Here is a 21,523-nt window from a genome sequence, read left to right as displayed (position 1 = left end):
GGGACTTACTTCACAGCGGCGATGCGCTGCATCAGGTCCTGGAACTTCGCTCCGTACTTGGCGCGCACCGGTTCGGTGGCGTCGTAGAAGGGCTTGTTGTCGATGTTGATGAACTCGACGCCCGCGGCCTTGAGCTTGGCCGAGTACTCCTCCACGCTCTTGTCCCAGAGCTGGCGCTGCTCCAGCTGGGCCTCGCGGGCCAGCTTCTTCACCAGGGCCTGGTCGGCCGGGCTGAGCTTGTCCCAGGCCACCTTGGACATCACCAGGATCTCGGGAATGATCAGGTGGTTGGTCTGGCTGTAGTACTTGGCCGGCGTGTTGTAGTGGTTGGCGGTGAAGTAGCTCGGCGGGTTGTTCTCGGCGCCGTCGATCACGCCGGTCTGCAGCGAGGTGAAGACCTCGCCGTAGGCCATGGCGATGCCGTTGCCGCCCATGGCGTTCATGGTGTCCACGAACAGCGGGTTGCCCATCATGCGGACCTTCTGGCCCTTGAGGTCGGCGGGGGTGCGCACCGGCTTCTTGGTGTAGAGGCTGCGCGCGCCGCCGTCCATCCAGCCCAGGCCGACCAGGCGCGCCGGGCTGGCGGTCACCTTGGCCAGCAGCTCGTCGCCCACGGCGCCGTCGATCACGGCGCGCATGTGCTTGATGTCGCGGAACACGAAGGGCATGTTGAACACGTCCACCTCGGGCACCACCGGGCCGATCACGCCCAGCGAGATGCGGGCCATCTGGATCGCGCCCAGCTGCACCTGCTCCACGGCCTCTTTTTCCTGGCCCAGCACGGCGCCGGGGAACATCTGCACCTTGATGCGGCCTTGCGTGGCGGCTTCGAGCTTCTTGCCCATGTTCTCGACGGCGACCACGGTGGGATAGCCGGCGGGGTGGGTGTCGTGCGACTTCAGCACGGTCTGGGCCTGTGCGGTCAGGGGCAGCAGGGCGGCCAGCACCATGCTGGCGATCAGTCGGCGTTGCAGTTTCATCAAAGTCTCCGTTGTGGTGGTTGGGTTGAGGTGAAGAAAACCGTGCCGGCGCGTTGGTGGGTTCAGGGGACGCAGCGCGGCTCGTCCAGGCCCCTCACGCCCGGACGCAGTGCAAAAACGCCGCCGGCCAGGGGCTGATCGGTCAGATCACCGCCGGGCCGGATGGACGTGACGAACAGGGTGTCGAGCCCGGCGCCGCCGAAGGCGCACATGGCCGGCTTCTTCACCGGCACCGGCAGCGAGCGGTCGAGCCGGCCGTCGGGTGTGAAGCGGTGCACCAGGCCGGCGTCGTTGCCGCAGATCCAGTAGCAGCCGCCTTCGTCCACCGCGGCGCCGTCGGGGCGGCCGGGCAGGGGCTTGAAGTCGATGAACACGCGGCGGTCGCGCGGCGTGCCGGTGTCGGTGTCGTAGTCGAAGGCCCAGACGGTCTGCACGTCGGGGTGCGAGTCCGAGAGGTACATGGTCCGGCCGTCGGGGCTGAAGGCCATGCCGTTGGGGGTGATGAAGCCGTCCAGCAGTGCGTGCAGCCGCGTCCCGTCGAGGCCGTAGAGGCTGCCCGAGGCGCGCGCGAGCGACATGTCCATCACCATGGTGCCGGCGCGCAGACGGCCCTGGCGATCGCAGCGGCCGTCGTTGAAGCGCATGCCGGCCTCGGGCTGGTCGATGCGGACGACCCAGTCGCAGTCCACCGTGCCGTCGGTCTGCGGCGTCAGGCGCGCGACGCCGGTCTCCATGGCCGCGATCCACTGGCCGTGGGGCAGGGCCTCGCTGCCGGCGGCCAACGCGATGCAGCCGGTCTGCTCGGGCGTGGGCCACTGCAGCGGGCGGCCGCTGGCGACGCTCCAGCACCAGAGCTGCTTGCCAGGAATGTCCACCCACCACAGGCACTGGCGCGCAGCGTCCCAGACGGGGCTCTCGCCCACGCCGTTGCGGGCGTCCAGCAGCAGCTCGGCTTGATCGCTCATGGCGCGCTCTCAGGCTTTCTTGAAGGGGTCTGCCTTGACGAAACCACCGCCCTGGTAAATGGCGGCCGGGTCGTTCAGGTCCGGGGCGGATGTGCGCGCGAACACCGCGTCGTGGAACACGTCCGAGCTGTCCTGCGGTACATAGCCGATGTGTTTCGCGCGGCTGTTGTCCCACCAGGTCACGGCGTTGTCCGACATGCCGAACACGATGCTGTGGCCCAGCACCGGGGTGGACAGGCAGGCGCTGATCAGGCGGTGCAGGTCGTCGAAGCTCAGCCACGTGGCCAGCATGCGGCGGTCCTTCGGCTCGGGGAAGGAGGAGCCGATGCGCACGCAGGCGGTCTCGATACCGTAGCGGTCGAAATAGAAGCGCGAGAAGTCCTCGCCGAAGGCCTTGCTCACGCCGTAGTAGCTGTCGGGGCGGGCCGGGTGGTCGGCGGTGATGGTCTCGCTCTGCTTGTAGAAGCCGGTGACGTGGTTGGAACTGGCGAACACCACGCGCTTGACGCCGTGCCGGCGCGCCGATTCATAGAGGTGGTAGACGCCCAGGATGTTGGCCTGCAGGATGGCCTCGAACGGCGCCTCCACCGAAATGCCGCCCAGGTGCACGATGGCGTCGCAGCCGGCCACGGCGGCGTCCACCGCCGCCGCATCGGCCAGGTCGGCCAGGGCGATCTCTTCGCCGGCTTGCGCCTCGCCCAGTCCCGTCTTGTCAGACAACCTGAGGACCTCGCAGTTCGCGAGCAGCCGGGAACGCAGGGCGGTGCCCAGGCCGCCGGCGGCGCCGGTCAGCAGGATGCGGTGGTGTGTTTTCCTAGGGTTAACCATGATATTGGGTGCTTTTCCCGATTCGGTTGCACAGAACAGCGGGCCTTTGCTACAGTTCAACCGTGTCTGGAATGTCAGTTGTGTGTTGTCAGACAAGTGGGCGCCATTTTGAAAATCCGCGTCCCGGCTGTCAAGGAAAAAACCATGGACCCCGTGAAAACCCTAGGTGAGGAGATCCCCGCCGGAGCCGCAGCTCCCGCGCGCATGCGCCGGCCCCGCGGCCTGGTGCCCGAAATCGTGGCCTCGCTGGAGGCCGACATCCGCGAGGGGCGGCTGGTCCCGGGCCAGAAGCTGCCGAGCGAGTCGGAGCTGGTGGGTCGCTTCGACGTCAGCCGCACCGTCGTGCGCGAGGCCATCTCGCGCCTGCAGGCCTCTGGCATGGTCGAGACGCGCCACGGCATCGGCACCTTCGTGAACGAGCCGCGCGCGGTCGAACCGAACTTCCGCATCGCGCCCGAAGACGTGGCGACCGCCGCCGACGTGATCGAGCTGCTGGAGCTGCGGATCAGCCTGGAGAGCGAGGCGGCCGCGCTGGCGGCGCAGCGGCGCTCGCCCGAGAGCCTCTCTGCCATGGCGGCGGCGCTGGCCTCGTTCAACGTCGCCATCCACGCCGACTCCGACGCCGTGCCGTCCGACTTCCATTTCCATGTGGAGGTGGCGCGCGCCACCGGCAACCGGCACTTCGCCGAGCTGATGACCTACCTGGGCACCATGATCATCCCGCGCACCCGGCTCAAGACCGCGGCCAGCGCCCCCGAGGGCCGGCTGCCGTATCTGGAACGCGTGCACCACGAACACGAAAACATCCTCGACGCCATCCGGCGCCAGGACCCCGAGGCCGCGCGCGCCGCCATGCGCACCCACCTCTCCAACAGCCGCGAGCGCCTGCGCCGCGCACAACCCGAAGCCTGAACGAACCCATGAGCACCCTGCAATCCTTCAACGCCCGCACCGGCGAAGCCCACGGCGCCGCCCTGGCCCCGTCCACCGAACAGGACATCGACCGCGCCGCCACCGAAGCGCACGCGGCCTTCGGCGACTGGGCCCGCAGCAGCGGCGAACAGCGCGCGGCCCTGCTGCGCGCACTGGCCGACGGCCTGGAGGCCGAGCGCGAGCAGCTGGTCGCCTGTGCCGACCTGGAAACCGCGCTGGGCCCGGTGCGCCTGAACGGCGAGCTCGACCGCACCACCTTCCAGCTGCGCCGCTTCGCCGACATCGCGCAGCGCGGCGTGCCCTTCGAATCGCTGGACGACCCCGCCGTGGCCGGTGCCCCGCCCGCCGGCCATCCGGCCATGGTGCGCCAGCGCATGCCGCTGGGCCCGGTGGCCATGTTCGCGGCCAGCAACTTCCCGTTCGCCTTCTCGGTGCTGGGCGGTGACACCGCCTCGGCGCTGGCCGCCGGCTGCCCGGTGGCCGTCAAGGCACACCCCGGTCACCCGGTCCTGTCGCAGCAGGTGTTCGCCATCATCCAGCGCGTGCTCAAAGCGCAGGGGCTGCCCGCCGGCCTGATCGGCCTGGTGCAGGGCGCAGGCGTCGAGGTCGGTGTCGGCCTGATCCGCCACCCGCTGATCGCCGCCGGCGCCTTCACCGGCTCCACCCGCGGCGGCGCCGCGCTGCAGGCCGAGGCCAACGCGCGCCCGCGCCCCATCCCGTTCTACGGCGAACTCGGCTCCATCAACCCGCTGATCGCGCTGCCCGCCGCCCTGGCCGCCAAGGGCGCCGAGCTGGCGACCACACTGGCCGGCTCCATCACCCTGGGCTGCGGCCAGTTCTGCACCAACCCCGGCCTGCTGGTGCTGGTGGACGGGCCTGAGACCGACGCCTTCATCCCGCAACTGGTCGAGGCGCTGGCCAAGCAGCAGCCGCACCCTATGCTGACCGCCGGCATGCGCAAGGCCTTCGACGCCGGCATCAAAGGCTTCATGGACGCGGGCGCGCGGTCGCTGCTGCAGGGCCAGGGCGTGGCACCCGCGCCCGGCCCGCAGCTGCTGCAGGTGAGCGCGCAGCGCTTCATCGAGCGCCACGAACTGCGCGAAGAGGTGTTCGGCCCCAGCAGCCTGATCGTGCGCTGCGCCAGCCTGGCCGAGGTGAACGCCGTGCTCGCCGCCGTCGGCGGCAGCCTGACCGTGACGGTCTGGGGGGCCGATGAAGACACGGCCGACAACCGCGCCATCGTGCGCAGCGCCACGCAGATCGCTGGCCGTGTGCTGTTCGCGGGCGTGCCCACGGGTGTCGCCGTGACGGCCGCGCAGCAGCACGGCGGCCCCTGGCCATCGAGCACCGCGCCCATGACCACCTCGGTCGGTGACGCCGCGCTGGAGCGCTTCCTGCGCCCGGTGTGTCTGCAGGATGCTCCGGCCTGGCTGCTGGCGCGCGGCGGCGTGCCGTGCTGAGCGGTACCGGCCTCCCCACCAGCGTCTTCAGCCGCCCGCGTTACCTCATCCTGCTGGCCACCCTGTGCTGCCTGCTCTGGGGCAGCGCCTACCCGGCCATCAAGGGCGGTTACGCGCTGCTGGGCATCGCGCGCAGTGACACGGCGGCGCAGCTGGTGTTCGCGGGCTGGCGCTTCCTGCTCGCGGGCGCCCTGCTGCTGGTCATGGCGCAGCTGACGGGCCGGCGCGTCTGGGCCCTGGCGCCGGTGCAGTGGGCCCAGCTGGGCCTGCTGGGGCTGGCGCAGACGGCGCTGCAGTACGTGTTCTTCTATGTCGGGCTGGCGAACACCACCGGCGTGAAGGGCTCCATCCTGAACGCCACCGGCACCTTCTTTTCCGTGCTGCTGGCGCACTTCCTCTACGCCAACGACCGGCTGAGCCGGCGCAAGGCCCTGGGCTGCGCGGTGGGCTTCGCGGGCGTGATGGTGGTCAACCTGCGCGGCACGCAGGGGCTGGACGCGGAATTCACCCTGCTGGGCGAAGGCTTCATCGTCATCGCCGCCTTCGTGCTCTCGGCCGCCAGCATCTACGGCAAGCGCCTGTCGCAGCGCATCGACCCGATGGTGATGACCGGCTGGCAGCTGGGCATCGGCGGGCTGGTGCTGCTGCTCGGTGGTCTGGCCGGTGGCGGCGACATCCGCGGCTGGAGCGCCGGCTCGCTGGCCCTGCTGGGCTACATGGCCGTGCTGTCGGCTGTGGCGTTCACGCTCTGGGCCGCGCTGCTCAAGCACAACCGCGTCGGCCAGGTGACGGTGTTCAACTTCCTGATCCCGGTGTTCGGCGCGCTGCTCTCGGCCCTGTTCCTCGGTGAGGCGGTGCTGGAGTGGCGCAACCTGGCCGCGCTGGTGATGGTGTGCGGGGGGATCTGGCTGGTGACGACGGAGGGGCAGCGGGTGCGGTGATGCTCAGGCGTCCGGCCGCTTCTTTTTCAGAGCGTCATACACCCGCTTCATCAGGTGCAGCACTGCGATCTTGCGGAACTCGCCATCGGCCATCAGCTTGCCGAAGATCTCTTCGTTGCCCTCCATGCGATCGATGACCAGGCCCTCGAAGGCCTTCTCGAACACGTAGCGGAAGTCGTCTTCCGAGTTGCTTTCGGCCGCCTTCTGCAGCGCCTCGCTCTCCACCGCCTCTTCCTGGATCTGGTCGAAGAACAGCTGGTCGGCCTGGGTGAAGTCCGTGCCAAAGCGTTCGTTGAGGATGTCGATCAGCTCCGATAGCCTGACCACATCGTCTTCCTGTCCTGTGCCCACATCCTTGGGGCCTTTGAGCGGTTTGGCCTCGCCCGTCTTCAGGTCGATCTGCCCTTCGCTGATCTTCTGCAGCCGGTAGTACTGCAGCTCCACTTCCCCTTCCAGGTGCAGCGGGCCGCCACCCTCGCGCCGGGGCAGCTTGGTCAGCAAAAAGCGCAGGTAGGTGTAGAGCTGTTCCAGGTCGCTGTCCTGGTACGGAATCACCTGTGAGAGAAAGCCGTACAGGTTGCGGAAGTTCACCAGCAGCGCCTTGGTCTCGTCCTGCTCGGTCTCGTCCAGCGCCTTGAATCGCTCCACCGCCAGGTCCAGCACGCCGTTCATGGCCGCGTGGTCGTGCACCGTCTCCTTGCGCCGTGGCTTGAAGTACACCGCGCAGAAGCGCTCCACCTCGTCGGTGTGGATCAGGCCGCTCTCTTCAATCTGGTGGTGCAGCCGGTACAGCACCTGTGCATCGGTCAGCGGCTGGGTGGGCGTGTCTTCGTAGTAGGGCTTGAAGGCCTTGTAGATCTCTTCGGGCTTGTTGCGGAAGTCCAGCACGAAGGTGTCTTCCTTGCCCGCGCAGCTGCGGTTCAGGCGCGACAGCGTCTGCACCGCCTGCAGCCCGGTCAGCGTGCGGTCCACATACATGGTGTGCAGCAGCGGCTGGTCAAAACCCGTCTGGTACCTCTCGGCCACCAGCAGCACCTGGTATTCGTGCGTGTCGAAGTGCTCGGGCAACTCGCTTTCCTTGATGCCGCCGTTCATGCCCACCTCCGTCCAGCTTTTGCCGGGGGCTTCCGGGTCTTCCACCGAGCCGGAAAACGCCACCAGCGTCTTGATGTCGGTGTAGCCCTTTTCCTGGATGTAGCGGTCAAACGCCTGCTTGTAGCGCACCGCGTGCAAGCGCCCGTCCGTCACCACCATGGCCTTGGCCCGGCCGCCGATCTTGTGGCGCACGTGGGTTCGGAAGTGCTCCACCATCACCTCGGTCTTGGTGCGCAGGTTCACTTCGTGAAAGCTCAGCGTGCGCGCCAGCGCGCGGGCGGCTTTCTTGCGCTCTACATGCGGGTCGTCTTCGCCCACCTGCACCAGCCGGTAATACGCCTCGTAGGTGATGTAGTTCTTGAGCACGTCGAGGATGAACTTCTCCTCGATCGCCTGGCGCATGGTGTACAGGTGAAAAGGCGCCTGTCGTCGTGCAAGGTGCCGTCGTCTCGAATGTCTGTGATTCGGATGTAGCGTGGGCAGACTGGATCAACCATGTCTGCCGGTTCGTTCGCGCCGTACTTCAGCGGCTCTAAAGCGGTGAATTTCAATCGATGCCATGACCAGTGGCTCGGAATACCAAATTGACCGTGTTGATGCGTGCCGCGACTGTTTCGCCCACCTTGTGTTTCAAGGGTTTGCGTGGTCACCAGCGCAAGCCTGCGCTCGCTAAGGCGTTCCAGCAGTGCCTGCTTCTTGGCGATCAGCGCGTCGATCTGGGCGGTTCGCCAGTCGAGGAAGTCGGTGATGGCGGCCTGTTCATCTGTGGAGGGCAAGGGGATGGACAGGTTCTTGATCGTGTCCTGGCCGATGTTTTGCATGGAGCCGCTGGCGCCGGTGGCGTCGCGTTCGTACTGGTAGCGCGCGGCGGGGGTGCGCAGCACGTAGGTGAGAAAGCGCGCATGCACCTCGGCCTGGGGGCGGATGCGGAACAGCTTGTCGCACAGCAGCAGCCGGGGGCGCACGCCATCGGGCACCACGGCGGCGCTGCCCACCAGCTCTTTGGTGTTGGCGCGGCTGACCAGCACATCGCCCGGCTGCAGCTCGTAGGCCGGCATCGGGTCCAGGTCGGCGGGCAGGGCCTTGTTCTCCAACGGGTCGAACCGGTCGCCGTTCACGCAGCCCACCTTCATGACGCCCCAGCGGTCGTCGTCGGCCACTTCGTTGTCGCACTGGGGTGACCAGCCTTGCTCAATGCCCGTGGTGGCAAAGCGCAGGCGCTTGAGTTGCCAATGGGCGGGCAGTTGCTTCAGGGCAGGGCTGTGAACGGGCCGGTAATCAGGATACGCCGGGTACTTCACGCGCCAGTCCCCTTGCCCTTCTTGGCCACCGCTTCCAGCGCCTTCAGGTCTTCCGCATCGGCAGCCAGGGCCTCGACCTGGCGGCGCTGGGCATCGAAGTGGTCGTAGCGCTCGTGGGCGATCTGTTTGGCGCGTTCGGTGCTGAGCTTGCCGGTGCCCTGCAGGATGGGCTTGTCGTTGAAGGCCAGCAGCCGGTCCACGTTCTGGCGCCAGTAGTCCAATGTGAGGGGCTGGCGGTCTTTGGCGCGCAGCTCGGCCTGCTCCAGGAAGATGACCACCAGCCGGTTGAGGGTGTCCACCTCGTCGGCGCTCAGGTAGTTCTTGGCCACGATCACGTCGGCCTTGCGCACGCGGCTGCCTTCTCGGTAGACCAGATCGTCGTGCGTGAAGAGCAGCTTGACCATGAGCTTGATGACTTCACGGGGGGTGAAGTGGTCTCCGGCTTCTTCGTTGGCCTGTTCGTTGAAGCGCCGCACCAGGTCTTCAAACAGGTAGCCCATCTCGATGTTGGAGATGCGGTCGGGGTGCAGGTCCACCGCCGCCACTTCCTTGACTACGTCGAACAGCCGGTTGGCTTCGTCGAGTTTTTCGATCTCTTCGTCGAACTTGAACTTTTCGAGGATCTTGCGGGCATTGGCCGAGAAGCCTGCGATGAAATGGTTCAGGTTGGCGGCCAGCTTGTCCGGGTCACCTTTGAGTTTCTGGAAGGTGAACTCGCTGGTGTTGTGAAAGTTCAGGTCGAACTTCCGGTTGACCATCTTTTCGATGGTCTCTTCGTTGTACTTGCCCACCTGCAGCAGGTGCTTGTAGTAACTCAGCACCTCGTCTTTGGTGGCTTCGAGCACACAGTCGAGCCGGCGCAGGACGGTCAGGGGAATCATGACCCGTCGGTATTGGGGCGGACGGTAAGGACCGCGCAGCAAGTTGGCGATGTTCCAGATGACATCGCCCTGTTGTTTGAGGGCTTCTTGGTTTTTCATGGGCTGGGCACTCCCCGGGGAACTGAGACGGTCTGAACGGTATTTCAGGATGATTCTAGGTGGGGCGTCAGCCTCAATATCGGGTCTCAATATCCTTGCAAATCGGGAATCAGATTCCAGATTTGCAAGGATTCATCGCCGCATACGCCACCCGGCGTACAGACGCTTTTCAGGGTCTTCCCTAGCATCCGTCCGACACCACCGCAAAGCCCTTCGAGGCCTGGTCGGTGGCGAAAGTCAGACCCACCAACGGATGTTTTAGAACCCTGGAGAAGCGCCATGCAACAACGTCAGAACTCGCGTCGATTCACCCTCAAAGCCCTGACGGTCGCCACCGCTCTGGGCGCCTTCGGCCTCACCGCCCACGCCGCCGACACCATCAAGGTCGGCATCCTGCACAGCCTTTCGGGCACGATGGCGATCTCCGAGACCGTCCTCAAGGACGTGGCCCTGATGACCATCGACGAGATCAACGCCAAGGGCGGCGTGCTGGGCAAGAAGCTCGAGCCCGTGGTGGTGGACCCGGCGTCCAACTGGCCGCTGTTCGCCGAAAAGGCCAAGCAGCTGATCGACCAGGACAAGGTGGCCGCCGTGTTCGGCTGCTGGACCTCGGTCTCGCGCAAGTCGGTGCTGCCGGTGTTCGAAGAGAAGAACAGCCTGCTGTTCTACCCGGTGCAGTACGAAGGCGAGGAGCTGTCCAAGAACGTGTTCTACACCGGCGCCGCGCCCAACCAGCAGGCCATCCCCGCGGTGGAGTACCTGATGAGCAAGGACGGTGGCTCGGCCAAGCGCTGGGTGCTGCTGGGCACCGACTACGTGTACCCCCGCACCACCAACAAGATCCTGCGCGCCTTCCTGAAGTCCAAGGGCGTGAAGGACGAGGACATCATGGAGGAGTACACCCCCTTCGGTCACTCCGACTACCAGACCATCATTGCCAACATCAAGAAGTTCGCTTCCGCCGGCAAGAAGACGGCCGTGGTCTCCACCATCAACGGCGACTCCAACGTGCCGTTCTACAAGGAACTGGGCAACGCCGGTCTGTCGGCCAAGGACGTGCCGGTGGTGGCCTTCTCGGTGGGTGAGGAAGAGCTGCGCGGTGTCGACACCAAGCCGCTGGTGGGCCACCTGGCCGCCTGGAACTACTTCATGAGCATCAAGAACCCGGCCAACGCCGAGTTCGTCAAGAAGTGGAGCGCGTACGCCAAGGCCAAGAACATCGCCGGCCACAAGGACAAGCCGCTGACAAACGACCCGATGGAAGCCACCTACATCGGCATCAACATGTGGGCCCAGGCCGTCGAGAAGGCCAAGTCCACCGACACCGACAAGGTCATCGCCGCCATGGCCGGCCAGACCTTCAAGGCACCGGGCGGCTTCACCAGCACGATGGACAAGGAAAACCACCACCTGCACAAGCCGGTGTTCATCGGCGAAGTGAAGGCCGACGGCCAGTTCAACGTGGTGTGGAAGACCCCGGGTCCGGTCGTGGCCGATCCGTGGAGCGACTACATCGCCGAGAACAAGGGCAAGAAGAACGTTCCCGAGAAGAAGTAAGCGGGGGTCCTGATGCGCTGGCTGCGTTCCTTTCTTGCGTTGTTGTGCCTGATCGGCGCAGCCAGTGCCCATGCCCTCACCCCGGCCGACGCCCTGGCGCTGGCCGTGGGCGACAGCGACGACCGCATCGCCGCCATCAACCGGCTGGCGGCCGAACCCGACGAGCGCACGCTCGCGCTGCTGCAGGCGCTGGGCAACGGCGCGGTCAAGGTGCAGGGTGAGCAGGTGCTGCTGATCGCCGACGACGGCAGCGCGACCGACGCCGTGACCGGCGCCGCAGTCACCCTAGCCGACGAGGCCGAAGATTCCATGGTCAACAACCGGCTGCGCGGTGCGCTGGAAGCCGCGCTGTCGGTGCGCGACCTGTTCGGCAGCGACGTGCAGGCCCAGCAGGCCGCCGCCGCCATGCTGCAGAAGGCTGCCTTCGACGAACCCGACGCCGCGCAGCTGCCCCTGGTGGACAAGGCCCTGGCGAACACCGCCCTCGATGCGAAGGCGCGCACCAGCCTGGAGCGGGCGCGCGCCGCCATGCAGCTGGCCAGCGACGACGAGGCGCAGCGCCTGGCCGCCGCGCAGGCGCTGGGCGGCATGGGCGACCCCGCGCTCAAGCCCCTGCTGGCCGCCCGGCTGGAGGCCGAGGAGAGCGCCACCGTCAAGACTGCGCTGGGCGCCGCGATGTCGGCACTCGACCGCTCGCTCGCGATCAGCAGCGGTCTCTCGCAGGCCTTCACCGGCATCAGCCTGGGCAGCATCCTGCTGCTGGCCGCGCTGGGCCTGGCCATCACCTACGGCCTGATGGGCGTGATCAACATGGCCCACGGCGAGCTGATCATGATCGGCGCCTACGCCACCTGGCTGGTGCAGGCTTTCTTCAAGACCTATCTGCCGGACTGGTTCGACGGGTACCTGCTGGCCGCCATGCCGGTGGCCTTCACCGCCTCGGCGCTGGTGGGCGCGGCGATGGAACGCAGCGTGATCCGCTGGCTCTACGGCCGGCCGCTGGAAACGCTGCTGGCCACCTGGGGCATTTCGCTGGTGCTGATGCAGGGCGTTCGCAGCCTGTTCGGCGCGCAGAACGTGGGGGTGGAGAACCCGAGCTGGATGAGCGGCAGCGTCACGCTGCTGGGCAACCTCACGCTGCCCTGGAACCGCATCCTCATCATCGCCTTCGCGGCCGCCGTGCTGATCGGCGTGACGCTGCTGATCTCGAAGACCCGCCTGGGCCTGTTCGTGCGCGGCGTGACGCAGAACCGCCCGATCGCATCCTGCATGGGCGTGAACACCGCGCGCATCGACACCTATGCGTTTGCCCTGGGTTCAGGCATCGCGGGCCTGGCCGGCTGCACGCTGAGCCAGATCGGCAACGTCGGCCCCGACCTGGGCCAGAGCTACATCGTCGACAGCTTCATGGTGGTGGTGCTGGGTGGCGTGGGGCAGTTGGCCGGCACGGTCTACGCCGCGCTGGGCCTGGGCCTGCTGAACAAGTTCCTCGAAGGCTGGGCCGGCGCCGTGCTGGCCAAGATCGCGGTGCTGGTCTTCATCATCGTCTTCATCCAGAAACGTCCGCAGGGCATCTTTGCATTCAAGGGTCGCGAGGCATGAAGAACATGGCCCACCCCCATCGCTTCGCTCCGCCCCTCAAGGGGCAGCGCCTGCGGCCCGGCAAAGCCGGTTCCACGGCGCTCTCGACCATTCACTTCGTTCGCGAGGCTAGCCCTCTATGACCGCTGCTTCTGTCTATCTTCCTGCCCCCGGCCCGCTGCTCACGCGCGGGGCCTTCAGCGGCGTGATGGTCGCGCTGCTGGTGGTCTGCGCCCTGGCGCCCGCGCTCAACCTGCTGGTGCCGGCGGACAGCGTGTTCCACCTGTCGGACTACATGGTCGGCCTGCTGGGCAAGATCATGTGTTACGCCATCTGCGCGCTGGCCATGGACCTGATCTGGGGCTACACCGGCATCCTCTCGCTGGGCCACGGCCTGTTCTTCGCGCTCGGCGGCTACGTGATGGGCATGTACCTGATGCGACAGATCGGCCGCGACGGCAACTACGGCAGCGACCTGCCGGACTTCATGGTGTTCCTGGACTGGAAGGAACTGCCCTGGCACTGGGCGCTGTCCGACAGCTTCATCGCCACGCTGCTGCTGATCGTGCTGGTGCCGGGCCTGGTGGCCTTCGTGTTCGGCTACTTCGCCTTCCGCTCGCGCATCAAGGGCGTGTACTTCTCCATCATCACGCAGGCCCTGACCTTCGCCGCGCTGCTGCTGTTCTTCCGCAACGAGACCGGCATGGGCGGCAACAACGGCTTCACCGATTTCAAGCGCATCCTCGGCATGCCGATTGCCACGCAGGAGATGCGCATGACGCTGTTCGTCATCACTGGCCTGACGCTGCTGGGCTTTTATGTGTTCGCGCGCTGGCTGGTGGCCAGCAAGTTCGGCCGCGTGCTGCAGGCCATCCGCGACGCCGAGAGCCGCGTCATGTTCTGTGGCTACAACCCGCTGCCCTACAAGCTCACCATCTGGACCATCTCGGCCGTGATGTGCGGCATTGCCGGGGCGCTCTATGTGCCGCAGGTGGGCATCATCAACCCGGGCGAGATGAGCACCGCGGCCAGCATCGAGATCGCGGTGTGGACGGCGGTCGGTGGCCGCGCCACCCTGGTCGGCCCCATCGTCGGTGCCTTCCTGGTCAACGGCGCCAAGAGCTGGCTGACCGTGGCCTTCCCCGAGTTCTGGCTCTACTTCCTGGGCGTGCTGTTCATCGCGGTGACGCTGTGGATGCCGCAGGGCGTGGTGGGGCTGGTGAAGAAGCTGCGGGGAGGCAAGGCATGACGCCGGATCTGATGGAAGCGGGCGCGCAGCGCTACGAGAAACTGCACACCGCGGCCTTGCAAGGACAGACCGAATCGGGCGGCCGCAGCGCGGGGTATGGCCGCGTTGCGAAGGCGGGCGAGGTGGACACCACGCACGGACGCATCCTCTACCTCGAAGACGTGCACGTGTCCTTCGACGGCTTCAAGGCCATAAACGGCCTGAACCTGGACATCGCGCCCGGCGAGCTGCGCTGCATCATCGGCCCCAACGGCGCCGGCAAGACCACGATGATGGACATCATCACCGGCAAGACCCGGCCCGACAGCGGGACGGTGTTCTTCGGCAGCACCATCGACCTGCTGCGCTACCGTGAACCCGAGATCGCCGCACTGGGCATCGGCCGCAAGTTCCAGAAGCCCACGGTGTTCGAGCAGCTCTCCGTGTTTGAAAACCTCGAACTGGCGCTGGCCACCGACAAGCGCGTGGGCCACAGCATGGTGTTCTCGCTCACAGGCGAAGAGAAGGACCGTCTGGCCGAGGTGCTGAGCACCATCCACCTGGCCGACAGCGCGCGCCGACAGGCCGGCCTGCTCAGCCACGGCCAGAAGCAGTGGCTGGAGATCGGCATGCTGCTGATGCAGGACCCCAAGCTGCTGCTGCTGGACGAGCCGGTGGCCGGCATGACGGACGAGGAGACGGCGCGCACGGCCGAGCTGTTCCTGTCCCTGAAGGGCAAACATTCGCTGATGGTGGTGGAGCACGACATGAGCTTCATCCGCGCGATCTCGGAGAAGGTCACGGTGCTGTGCGACGGCTCGGTGCTGGCCGAAGGCACGCTCGACGAGGTGCAGGCCGACGAGCGCGTGATCGAAGTCTATTTGGGCCGCTGAGGAACCCGCCATGAGCCTTCTGGAAGTCAAGGACGTCAACCAGTACTACGGTGGCAGCCACATCCTGCGCAACGTCAGCCTCACGGCCGAGCTGGGCCAGGTGACGGTGGTGCTGGGCCGCAACGGCGTGGGCAAGACCACGCTGCTCAAATCGCTCATGGGCCTGGTGCCGATCAAGAGCGGCGCCATCACCTTCGACGGCAAAGCCATCGACAAGGCCACGCCCTACGAGCGGGCGCGTGCCGGCATCGGCTTCGTGCCCCAGGGCCGCGAGATCTTCGGCCGCCTGACGGTGCAGGAGAACCTGCAGATGGGCCTGGCCTACAAATCCGGCGGCACGCCCATCCCGGCCGAGCTGTTCGAGTTGTTCCCGGTGCTCAAGCAGATGCTGGGACGGCGCGGCGGCGACCTCTCGGGCGGGCAGCAGCAACAGCTGGCGATTGCAAGGGCGCTGGCGGCTGGCCCCAAGCTGCTGGTTCTCGATGAACCTACCGAGGGCATCCAGCCGAACATCATCAAGGACATCGGCAAGGTCATCCGCATGCTGGCCGACCGCGGCAACATGGCCATCGTGCTGGTGGAGCAGTACTACGACTTCGCGGAAGAACTGGCCGACCAGTACGTGGTGATGGAGCGCGGCGAGGTGATCGCCAGTGGGCCGGGCTCTGAAATGCAGGCGAAGAACATCCGCCAGCTGGTGGCGATCTAGGCCCCCACGCTCCGCCGCTGCGCCGGATCGTCAGGCCCCCACAGCGTTCACGTTGGCCAGCAGGCCTTCGTTCTTCTGGGGCGGCTTGTAGCCCGACGACAGGGACATGCCGCCCGCCGCACGGCCGGTGTGCGCCTGTTCGCCCAGGCCGGCGTGGATGTCGGTGGTGCGGTAGCGCTCGCGCATGGCCTGCGCCTTCTTTTGCAGTTCTTCGTGGTCGGGGATGCGCGCCTCGTAGCGCTGCAGCACCAGGTGGGCCGACTCGATGATCTTGGCGTTGAGCGTCTGCTCCCCGTCGTTCAGCAGCTTGACCACCGCGGCCTGCGGATCGCCCTTGAGGCTCAGGGACATGGCCTCTTCGGTCTGCTTGAGGATGTGGGCGTGGCCGCTGCGCACGCGGTTGATGAAGTCCTGGCGGCCCGTGGCGGCGCAGACCAGCAGCTCGGTAAGCGCCCGGCTGGTGCAGAAGCGCAGTGCCATGGTGTCCACCGCGGCGTCGACTTCGTAGAGCTGGATCGAGCGCATCGCCAGCCGCGTCATCAGCGCCAGCAGGTTGCAGGCCGACTCGACATCGAACGCCGGCTGGTGGATGGTCTTGGCCATACGCCGCACGTCGTCCAGCGCCTGCGCGGTCTGGTAGTCCTGGATCGCGACCAGCGCCTCGATCACCTCCAGCAGCCGCAGCGGGCGCGGGTTGTCGGGGTACCGGTCGCGGATGCGTTCCATCTGCTCGCGGCAGCGCTGCAGGCCCTTGTGTTCGGCGTTGTCCAGGCGGGCGAACGCGAGCAGCACCAGGGCCTGGGGGTCGTAGAGCTTGGAGTCCAGGCCGAGGCGGGTGGCGCGGTCGAGCATCTCGATCCCTTCCTCGCGCTCGCCGGCGTACCAGGCCATCATGCCGTGCTTGAGCAGCCGGTTGACCGACGAGGGCGTGAGCATGGTGGAGCGCTTGAAGGTGGCGAGCGCGGCCTGGAAGTTGCCCAGCTCGAACTGGGCGCGGCCCATGATGTCGTAGGCGTCGGTGTAGCCCGGGTCGGTCTCGATCAGGCTCTCCAGCGTGGTGACAGCGCGCTGCTGGAAGCCGCCCTCGACCTGCGCACGGGCCACGCCCAGCCTGGCCCAGGGCAGCGTCTTGGCCGCGATGACGGCCTCGTAGAACATCTCGGCCTCGTGCAGGTGGCCGCCGCGCAGCATCAGCTCGGCCCCGATGCGGGCCGCGTAGAGGTAGTAGGGCTTGCGCTGCTCGAAGTGCGCCTTGCACATCTGCGCGGCCTCGTCGAACCGCTGTTCGTCGATGGCGGTGAAGATGTGCCGGAGCGCGTCCTTGCGGTCGCGCGCCTGCACGATGCGCTCCACCAGGCCCGCGGCCGTGTGGGGTTTGAGCAGGTAGGCGTCCAGGGCCGATTCGGCGGCCTCCGCCACCTTGCTGTACGAGGCTTCGGACGTCACCATCACGAACACCGTGTAGAACGGCAGCAGCTGGTTGCGGCGCAGGTCGTCCAGCAGTTCCTGCCCGGTGGTGGCCTCGCGGTCGAAATACTGCTCGCAGATCACGACGTCGAAGGGCCAGGTCTCCAGTTTGGTGCGGGCGTCCGCGACGCGGGGGCACTGCACGATGGTTCCCACGCCGGCGTCCCGCAGCTGCCCGACGATGATCGACCGCGACAGCGGGTTGCCGTCGATGACGAGCGCTTTGGCGTCATGGAGCGGGGCAGACATGGTGGGCGGGGCGGGAAGGCGCGGACGGCGTGGCGATGGTCGTGGTGGATCCTGCCCCGATTCTGTGCAGGCAGGCCCAGGCCCGATCGGCCGAACAACGCCGCAAAACCCGGGCAGTTCGACGGAGGATCAGACCCGCCAGATGCGGGGGGCGTCGCCCGGCAGGCCCCAGGCCGCCGGGCGCAGCGCCGCCCAGACGGCCTGCAGGCCGGCCATCAGCGGCTCGACCAGCGGCGCCACGGCGCGCACCGCCAGCACCCGGTCGTTGGGGCAGGTGGCGCCCGCCATCACCCCGGCCGGGGCTTGCTGCAGCGCTTCGCGCGCCACCTCCAGCAGGTGCTCGCGCCGCTCGCGCGCCAGCGGGCCGCCGGTGGCGAACACCAGCGTGCCCAGGCAGCGGTGGCCGCCCAGACCGAGGTGTGAGTCCAGCAGACGCCGGTCGTGCGCGGCGATGCGCGCCTGCTCCAGCCAGCAGCCGGGAATCTCCAGCCGCTGCCGGAACTCGCCCTGCTCGTAGGGCTGGGCCGCACCGGGCAGGCCCAGCGCGGTGACGTCCCAGGCCATCAGCTCGGCGCCCTCGGCCAGGGTGGCGCTCCAGCGGTTGTCGGCCCGGCAGCCGGGGTAGGCGATGGTCTCCAGCGGCAGCCACTCCAGCCGCGCGCCCGCGTCCAGCTGCAGCCGCACCTGTTGTGTGGCGAAGGCCTCATCGCTGGCGTAGAAGCGGGTGGCGCCCGGGGTGCTGACCAGGGCATGGGCGCCGGCGCCGACCTGCACGCCGATGTCCAGCACGTCCCCGCCGACCAGACCGCCCGGCGGGTGCACGATCACGTTGTGGCAGACCGCGTCGCCCTCGGGGTAGAGGCTCTTGAAGATGCGCAGCGGGCCGTCGTGCGAGTGCTGCAGGACGGTGCGTTCACCTTGTCGCTGGTAGTCGAGGGAAAGACGGGCGTGCCAGGGCATAAGACTCAGGATAGCCCCCCGCGCCGCTTCGCGTCACCCCCCAGGGGGCAATGCCTGTGGCCCGGCAGAGCCGGTTCCACGGCATTCTGGAGCGGGATATGTCGCACCTGAGCCGCTCTATCGTTTCCAAAAATCCTGGTGCGGCGCCACCATCTCGGCCTCCAGCGCCGGGATCGGGCCGATGACCTCGATGGCCTTCTGCCCGCGCGCGATCAGCTCGCGGCAGGGCAGGGACAGCGTGGGGTTCTCGGCGTGGTTGCCGGTGAGGGCCAGCAGGGCCTCTTCGCTGGCGCCGTAGACGATGCGGCCGATGTTGGCCCAGTAGACGGTGCCGGCGCACATCGCGCAGGGCTCGAAGGTGGTCACCAGGGTGCAGCCCGAGAGGAAGCCCGCCGGGTAGTTGAGCGAGGCCGTGCGCGCCAGAGTGGCCTCGGCGTGGTGCACGGTGTCGATGTTGCCCTGCTCGGCCAGCACCGTCTCGCCGTCGGGCGCCACCAGCAGCGCACCGAAGGGGTGGCGGCCCATCTGCATCGCGCGCAGGGCCACGTCGTTGGCGCGGCGCAGGTGCCGCGCGATCTGGTCGTCGTTCATCAGCCTTGCGATCCTCTGTGGGCCCAGCCGGTGGTGTGCTTCTCGATGAAGCTGAACAGCTCGTACATCACCATGGCCATGATGCCGACCACCAGCAGGCCGCTGAACGCCAGGCCCATCTGCATCGAGCTGCCGGCCGAGATCAGCAGGTAGCCGATGCCTTCGTTGGCGGCGGTCATCTCCGACACCGTGGTGCCCACGAAGGCGAGCGTGATGGCGACCTTGAGCGAGCCGTAGAAGTAGGGCATGGAGCGTGGCAGGCCCACCTTGACCAGCACGTCCCAGCGCCGGGCACCGAGCACCCGCAGCACGTCTTCCAGCTCGGGCTCCAGCGTGGCCAGGCCGGTGGCGATGTTGACCATGATGGGGAAGAAGCTGATGAGGAAGGCCGTGAGGATGGCCGGCCCCGCGCCGATGCCGAACCACACCACCAGGATGGGCACGAAGGCCGCCTTGGGCAGGGCGTTGAAGGCCGTCATCAGCGGGTAGACCGCCGCATAGGCGATGCGCGACGAACCGATCAGGAAGCCGAGCAGCACGCCCACCACGATGGCGATGGCGAACCCGGCCATGGTGACCCAGAAGGTGCGCCAGGCGTGGCCCAGGATCACCTTCTTGAACTCCACCGTCTGTTCCCAGATGCGCGAGGGGCTGGGGAAGATGAACTCCGAGACCTGGAAGCCGCTACAGATCACTTCCCAGATCACGATGATCGCGACCAGCAGCAGAAAAGGCGACCAGCGCTCCATCTGTTTCTTGTTCATGTGATGGCTTTCACTGGTTGATCATGGCGCCTGCTTTTCGCATGGCTCCAATGTGCCCTCTGAGTTCATGGACGATGTCGGTGAACTCGGGCGTGTAGGTCACTTCCAGGTCGCGGGTGCGCGGAATCGGGATCTCGCGCTGCACCACGAACCGGCCCGGGCTCTTGCTCATGCAGTACACCGTGTCGGCCAGGAACACGCTCTCGCGCAGGTCGTGCGTGACCAGGATGACGTTGAACTGCTGCGCTTCCCACAGGTCGCGCAGCGTGCACCACAGCTCCTCGCGGGTGAAGGCATCGAGCGCGCCGAAGGGCTCGTCCAGCAGCAGCATCTTGGGCTCGTGAATGAGCGCACGGCAGATGCTGGCGCGCTGCTGCATGCCGCCCGAGAGTTCCCACGGAAACTTCTTTTCCATGCCGCCCAGGCCCACGCTGGCCAGCAGCTTCTTCGCCCGCTCCTCGAACTCCTTGCGCCGGTCCTTGAACTGGTGCCGAAAGGGTTCGACGATCTCCAGCGGCAGCAGCACGTTGTCCAGCGTCGTGCGCCAGGGCAGCAGGCTCGGCGCCTGGAAGGCCATGCCCGAAATTTTCAGCGGGCCGTTGACGGGCTGGCCGTCGATGGTGATCTTGCCCATGCTGGGCATCTTCAGCCCGGTGGTGAGCTTCATGAAGGTGGACTTGCCACAGCCCGAAGGCCCGACGATGGCGATGAACTCGCCTTGCCGCACCTTCAGGTTGATGTCCTCGACGGCGAAGATGTTCTTCGCCAGCAGGTCGTCGTTGTAGGCCAGCCAGACCCCGTCGAAGTGGACGAAGGCATGGTCGGCCCCGGAGGGCGCGCCGGGCATCACTTCTTGGCCGGGGGCAGCACGTTGAGTTCGGCCGCCGACGGCAGCATGGAACCGTTCCACACCTGCGCCACGTCGACGCGGTTCTTGGTGCCGTAGGCGTCGGACACCTGCGAGGCCATCAGCGCCATGCGGCCGGGCACGATCTGGCCGAAGCCTTCCTTGCGCGCATCGGGACTGGCGATCACCGAGTCCACCGCCAGCTGCAGGCGGCGGGTTTCCAGGGCCACGTTGATGATGCCGTCGCGTGCCTTGACGGTCCCGATGGTGGCGGCCGGGTTGGCCATGACTTCCTTGGCGCCCTTGGCGAAGGCCGCGAGGAATGCCTTGACCGCGGCCGGGTTCTCCTTGATCAGCTTGGGGCTGGCGATCACCACGTTGCCGTACAGCTTCACGCCATGGTCGGCATAGGGCAGGATGACCACGTCCTCGGTCTTCACACCGCGCGCTTCCAGGTTGAGCAGCGAGGTGAAGGAGAAGCCGGTGATGGCGTCGATGTCGCCGCGCACCAGCATGGTCTCGCGCAGCGGCGGGTCCATCGAGGTCCAGGCCACATTGCCGACGCCGTTGGCCTTCTGGAAGATCGGGAAGGCCTTGCGACCGGCGTCGAACACCGGGGCGCCGAGCTTCTTGCCATTCAGGTCGGCGGGCTTGGTGATGCCGCTCTTCTTGAGGGCCAGCACGGCGGCGGGCGTGTTGTTGTAGACCATCATCACGGCCACCGGCTTGTTGGGCGCGTCCGGGTTGTTGGCGTGGAATTCCATCAGCGCGGCCATGTCGGCAAAACCCATGTCGTAGGTGCCGGAGGCCACACGGGTGACGGTGCCGCCGGAGCCGTTGCCGGCGTCGATGGTGACGTTCAGGCCGGCGGCCTTGTAGTAGCCCTTGGCTTCCGACTGCAGGAACAGCGCGGCAGGGCCTTCGAAGCGCCAGTCGAGCTGGAACTTGATGGGCGTCTGGGCGGAGGCGCTGCCGAAGGCGGCTGCGGCGGCCAGGGCGGCGGTGAGCTTGAGAAGGTGGCGTTTGTTCATGGCGAGGGTCTCCGTCGGGGTGGGGCGCTCAGGGATGCGGAAGGGTGCTGAAAGCGGGTCAGCAATTTCGATGCCAGGCGCGGGCGCAGCCTGTGCATTGAACACAGAAGGTGTATACAGATTCTTGGGGCTCCCGCTGGAGGCGTCATCCTGACTAACCCTG

General features: G+C 67.0%; 20 protein-coding genes. 8 read left to right on the top strand and 12 right to left on the bottom strand.

Features of this window, described 5'->3' with window-relative positions; translation table 11 throughout:
* Positions 1-5 precede the first annotated feature (5 nt).
* The 3 genes from DD542_RS01725 to DD542_RS01715 all read right to left on the bottom strand — a co-directional run bounded on the left by DD542_RS01725 (position 6) and on the right by DD542_RS01715 (position 2,773).
* Positions 6-980, bottom strand: coding sequence for a TRAP transporter substrate-binding protein (locus DD542_RS01725; RefSeq protein WP_066160616.1), 975 nt, complete (start codon positions 978-980; stop codon positions 6-8).
* Positions 981-1,042: 62 nt separating this feature from the next.
* Positions 1,043-1,945, bottom strand: coding sequence for an SMP-30/gluconolactonase/LRE family protein (locus DD542_RS01720; RefSeq protein WP_127803350.1), 903 nt, complete (start codon positions 1,943-1,945; stop codon positions 1,043-1,045).
* A 9-nt stretch (positions 1,946-1,954) separates the two neighbouring features.
* Positions 1,955-2,773: an NAD(P)-dependent oxidoreductase gene (locus DD542_RS01715; RefSeq protein WP_127803348.1), complete on the bottom strand. Its 819-nt coding sequence runs from the start codon at positions 2,771-2,773 to the stop codon at positions 1,955-1,957.
* 144 nt (positions 2,774-2,917) lie between these two features.
* Between DD542_RS01715 and DD542_RS01710 the strand changes: the two genes are divergently transcribed.
* The 3 genes from DD542_RS01710 to DD542_RS01700 are packed head-to-tail and all read left to right on the top strand — an operon-like array spanning position 2,918 to position 6,107.
* Positions 2,918-3,685, top strand: coding sequence for a FadR/GntR family transcriptional regulator (locus DD542_RS01710; protein ID WP_241559651.1), 768 nt, complete (start codon positions 2,918-2,920; stop codon positions 3,683-3,685).
* An 8-nt stretch (positions 3,686-3,693) separates the two neighbouring features.
* Entirely contained in the window at positions 3,694-5,166 is a 1,473-nt protein-coding gene (locus DD542_RS01705; protein WP_127803346.1) for an aldehyde dehydrogenase (NADP(+)), read from the top strand.
* Positions 5,160-6,107: a DMT family transporter gene (locus DD542_RS01700; protein ID WP_127803344.1), complete on the top strand. Its 948-nt coding sequence runs from the start codon at positions 5,160-5,162 to the stop codon at positions 6,105-6,107. The genes DD542_RS01705 and DD542_RS01700 overlap by 7 nt, the downstream gene beginning before the upstream one ends.
* Before the next feature lie 3 nt (positions 6,108-6,110).
* Here the strand turns inward: DD542_RS01700 and DD542_RS01695 are convergent, their stop codons facing one another.
* The 3 genes from DD542_RS01695 to rhuM are packed head-to-tail and all read right to left on the bottom strand — an operon-like array spanning position 6,111 to position 9,483.
* The gene (locus DD542_RS01695) at positions 6,111-7,604 is read right to left on the bottom strand and encodes a type I restriction endonuclease subunit R (protein ID WP_206610750.1); all 1,494 of its coding nucleotides are present in this window, start codon (positions 7,602-7,604) and stop codon (positions 6,111-6,113) included.
* Positions 7,496-8,503 carry a restriction endonuclease subunit S gene (locus tag DD542_RS01690; RefSeq protein ID WP_127803342.1) on the bottom strand — a complete coding sequence of 336 codons (1,008 nt, stop codon included), beginning with the start codon at positions 8,501-8,503 and terminating at the stop codon, positions 7,496-7,498. Before DD542_RS01690 ends, DD542_RS01695 begins: the two co-directional genes overlap by 109 nt.
* Positions 8,500-9,483 (bottom strand): RhuM family protein, encoded by a 984-nt coding sequence (gene rhuM, locus DD542_RS01685; protein WP_127803340.1) that lies wholly within the window; start codon positions 9,481-9,483, stop codon positions 8,500-8,502. Before rhuM ends, DD542_RS01690 begins: the two co-directional genes overlap by 4 nt.
* A 279-nt stretch (positions 9,484-9,762) precedes the next feature.
* On the opposite strand from rhuM, the gene urtA reads away from it, so the two are divergent.
* The 5 genes from urtA (at position 9,763) to urtE (ending at position 15,451) form a co-directional block, all read left to right on the top strand.
* Positions 9,763-11,040 (top strand): urea ABC transporter substrate-binding protein, encoded by a 1,278-nt coding sequence (gene urtA / locus DD542_RS01680; RefSeq protein ID WP_066160641.1) that lies wholly within the window; start codon positions 9,763-9,765, stop codon positions 11,038-11,040.
* Positions 11,041-11,052: 12 nt separating this feature from the next.
* Positions 11,053-12,642 carry an urea ABC transporter permease subunit UrtB gene (gene urtB / locus DD542_RS01675; protein ID WP_127803338.1) on the top strand — a complete coding sequence of 530 codons (1,590 nt, stop codon included), beginning with the start codon at positions 11,053-11,055 and terminating at the stop codon, positions 12,640-12,642.
* A 118-nt stretch (positions 12,643-12,760) separates the two neighbouring features.
* Positions 12,761-13,870 (top strand): urea ABC transporter permease subunit UrtC, encoded by a 1,110-nt coding sequence (gene urtC, locus DD542_RS01670; protein WP_127803336.1) that lies wholly within the window; start codon positions 12,761-12,763, stop codon positions 13,868-13,870.
* Positions 13,867-14,742, top strand: a complete 876-nt coding sequence (gene urtD, locus DD542_RS01665; protein ID WP_127803334.1) for an urea ABC transporter ATP-binding protein UrtD — start codon at positions 13,867-13,869, stop codon at positions 14,740-14,742. Before urtC ends, urtD begins: the two co-directional genes overlap by 4 nt.
* 10 nt (positions 14,743-14,752) lie before the next feature.
* Positions 14,753-15,451: an urea ABC transporter ATP-binding subunit UrtE gene (gene urtE, locus DD542_RS01660; RefSeq protein ID WP_079364584.1), complete on the top strand. Its 699-nt coding sequence runs from the start codon at positions 14,753-14,755 to the stop codon at positions 15,449-15,451.
* Positions 15,452-15,481: 30 nt separating this feature from the next.
* Here the strand turns inward: urtE and DD542_RS01655 are convergent, their stop codons facing one another.
* From DD542_RS01655 to DD542_RS01630, 6 genes are all read right to left on the bottom strand, one after another.
* Complete coding sequence (locus DD542_RS01655; protein WP_079364585.1) at positions 15,482-17,167, bottom strand: response regulator; 1,686 nt, start codon at positions 17,165-17,167, stop codon at positions 15,482-15,484.
* A 129-nt stretch (positions 17,168-17,296) separates the two neighbouring features.
* Entirely contained in the window at positions 17,297-18,127 is an 831-nt protein-coding gene (locus DD542_RS01650; RefSeq protein WP_127803332.1) for an urease accessory protein UreD, read from the bottom strand.
* Between the two features lie 117 nt (positions 18,128-18,244).
* Positions 18,245-18,718, bottom strand: a complete 474-nt coding sequence (locus DD542_RS01645; protein ID WP_127803330.1) for a nucleoside deaminase — start codon at positions 18,716-18,718, stop codon at positions 18,245-18,247.
* Positions 18,718-19,482, bottom strand: a complete 765-nt coding sequence (locus DD542_RS01640; RefSeq protein WP_127803328.1) for an ABC transporter permease — start codon at positions 19,480-19,482, stop codon at positions 18,718-18,720. Before DD542_RS01640 ends, DD542_RS01645 begins: the two co-directional genes overlap by 1 nt.
* Positions 19,483-19,492: 10 nt before the next feature.
* Complete coding sequence (locus DD542_RS01635) at positions 19,493-20,329, bottom strand: ABC transporter ATP-binding protein (protein ID WP_127803326.1); 837 nt, start codon at positions 20,327-20,329, stop codon at positions 19,493-19,495.
* Entirely contained in the window at positions 20,329-21,360 is a 1,032-nt protein-coding gene (locus DD542_RS01630; RefSeq protein ID WP_127803324.1) for an ABC transporter substrate-binding protein, read from the bottom strand. Before DD542_RS01630 ends, DD542_RS01635 begins: the two co-directional genes overlap by 1 nt.
* Positions 21,361-21,523 lie beyond the last annotated feature (163 nt).

The sequence above is a fragment of the Hydrogenophaga sp. NH-16 genome (genome assembly GCF_004006415.1).
GTDB classification, from domain to species: Bacteria; Pseudomonadota; Gammaproteobacteria; order Burkholderiales; family Burkholderiaceae_C; genus Hydrogenophaga; species Hydrogenophaga pseudoflava.
This window is presented reverse-complemented; position numbering and strand designations above follow the sequence as displayed.

Coding starts and splice junctions, on each gene's coding strand:
- DD542_RS01635 (WP_127803326.1), bottom strand. CDS start 20,329: ATGCCCGGCGCGCCCTCCGGGGCCGACCATGCCTTCGTCCACTTCGAC.
- urtD (WP_127803334.1), top strand. CDS start 13,867: ATGACGCCGGATCTGATGGAAGCGGGCGCGCAGCGCTACGAGAAACTG.
- DD542_RS01725 (WP_066160616.1), bottom strand. CDS start 980: ATGAAACTGCAACGCCGACTGATCGCCAGCATGGTGCTGGCCGCCCTG.
- DD542_RS01695 (WP_206610750.1), bottom strand. CDS start 7,604: ATGCGCCAGGCGATCGAGGAGAAGTTCATCCTCGACGTGCTCAAGAAC.
- urtA (WP_066160641.1), top strand. CDS start 9,763: ATGCAACAACGTCAGAACTCGCGTCGATTCACCCTCAAAGCCCTGACG.
- DD542_RS01640 (WP_127803328.1), bottom strand. CDS start 19,482: ATGAACAAGAAACAGATGGAGCGCTGGTCGCCTTTTCTGCTGCTGGTC.
- DD542_RS01715 (WP_127803348.1), bottom strand. CDS start 2,773: ATGGTTAACCCTAGGAAAACACACCACCGCATCCTGCTGACCGGCGCC.
- DD542_RS01720 (WP_127803350.1), bottom strand. CDS start 1,945: ATGAGCGATCAAGCCGAGCTGCTGCTGGACGCCCGCAACGGCGTGGGC.
- DD542_RS01630 (WP_127803324.1), bottom strand. CDS start 21,360: ATGAACAAACGCCACCTTCTCAAGCTCACCGCCGCCCTGGCCGCCGCA.
- DD542_RS01655 (WP_079364585.1), bottom strand. CDS start 17,167: ATGTCTGCCCCGCTCCATGACGCCAAAGCGCTCGTCATCGACGGCAAC.
- DD542_RS01710 (WP_241559651.1), top strand. CDS start 2,918: ATGGACCCCGTGAAAACCCTAGGTGAGGAGATCCCCGCCGGAGCCGCA.
- urtE (WP_079364584.1), top strand. CDS start 14,753: ATGAGCCTTCTGGAAGTCAAGGACGTCAACCAGTACTACGGTGGCAGC.
- urtC (WP_127803336.1), top strand. CDS start 12,761: ATGACCGCTGCTTCTGTCTATCTTCCTGCCCCCGGCCCGCTGCTCACG.
- urtB (WP_127803338.1), top strand. CDS start 11,053: ATGCGCTGGCTGCGTTCCTTTCTTGCGTTGTTGTGCCTGATCGGCGCA.
- DD542_RS01705 (WP_127803346.1), top strand. CDS start 3,694: ATGAGCACCCTGCAATCCTTCAACGCCCGCACCGGCGAAGCCCACGGC.
- DD542_RS01650 (WP_127803332.1), bottom strand. CDS start 18,127: ATGCCCTGGCACGCCCGTCTTTCCCTCGACTACCAGCGACAAGGTGAA.
- rhuM (WP_127803340.1), bottom strand. CDS start 9,483: ATGAAAAACCAAGAAGCCCTCAAACAACAGGGCGATGTCATCTGGAAC.
- DD542_RS01645 (WP_127803330.1), bottom strand. CDS start 18,718: ATGAACGACGACCAGATCGCGCGGCACCTGCGCCGCGCCAACGACGTG.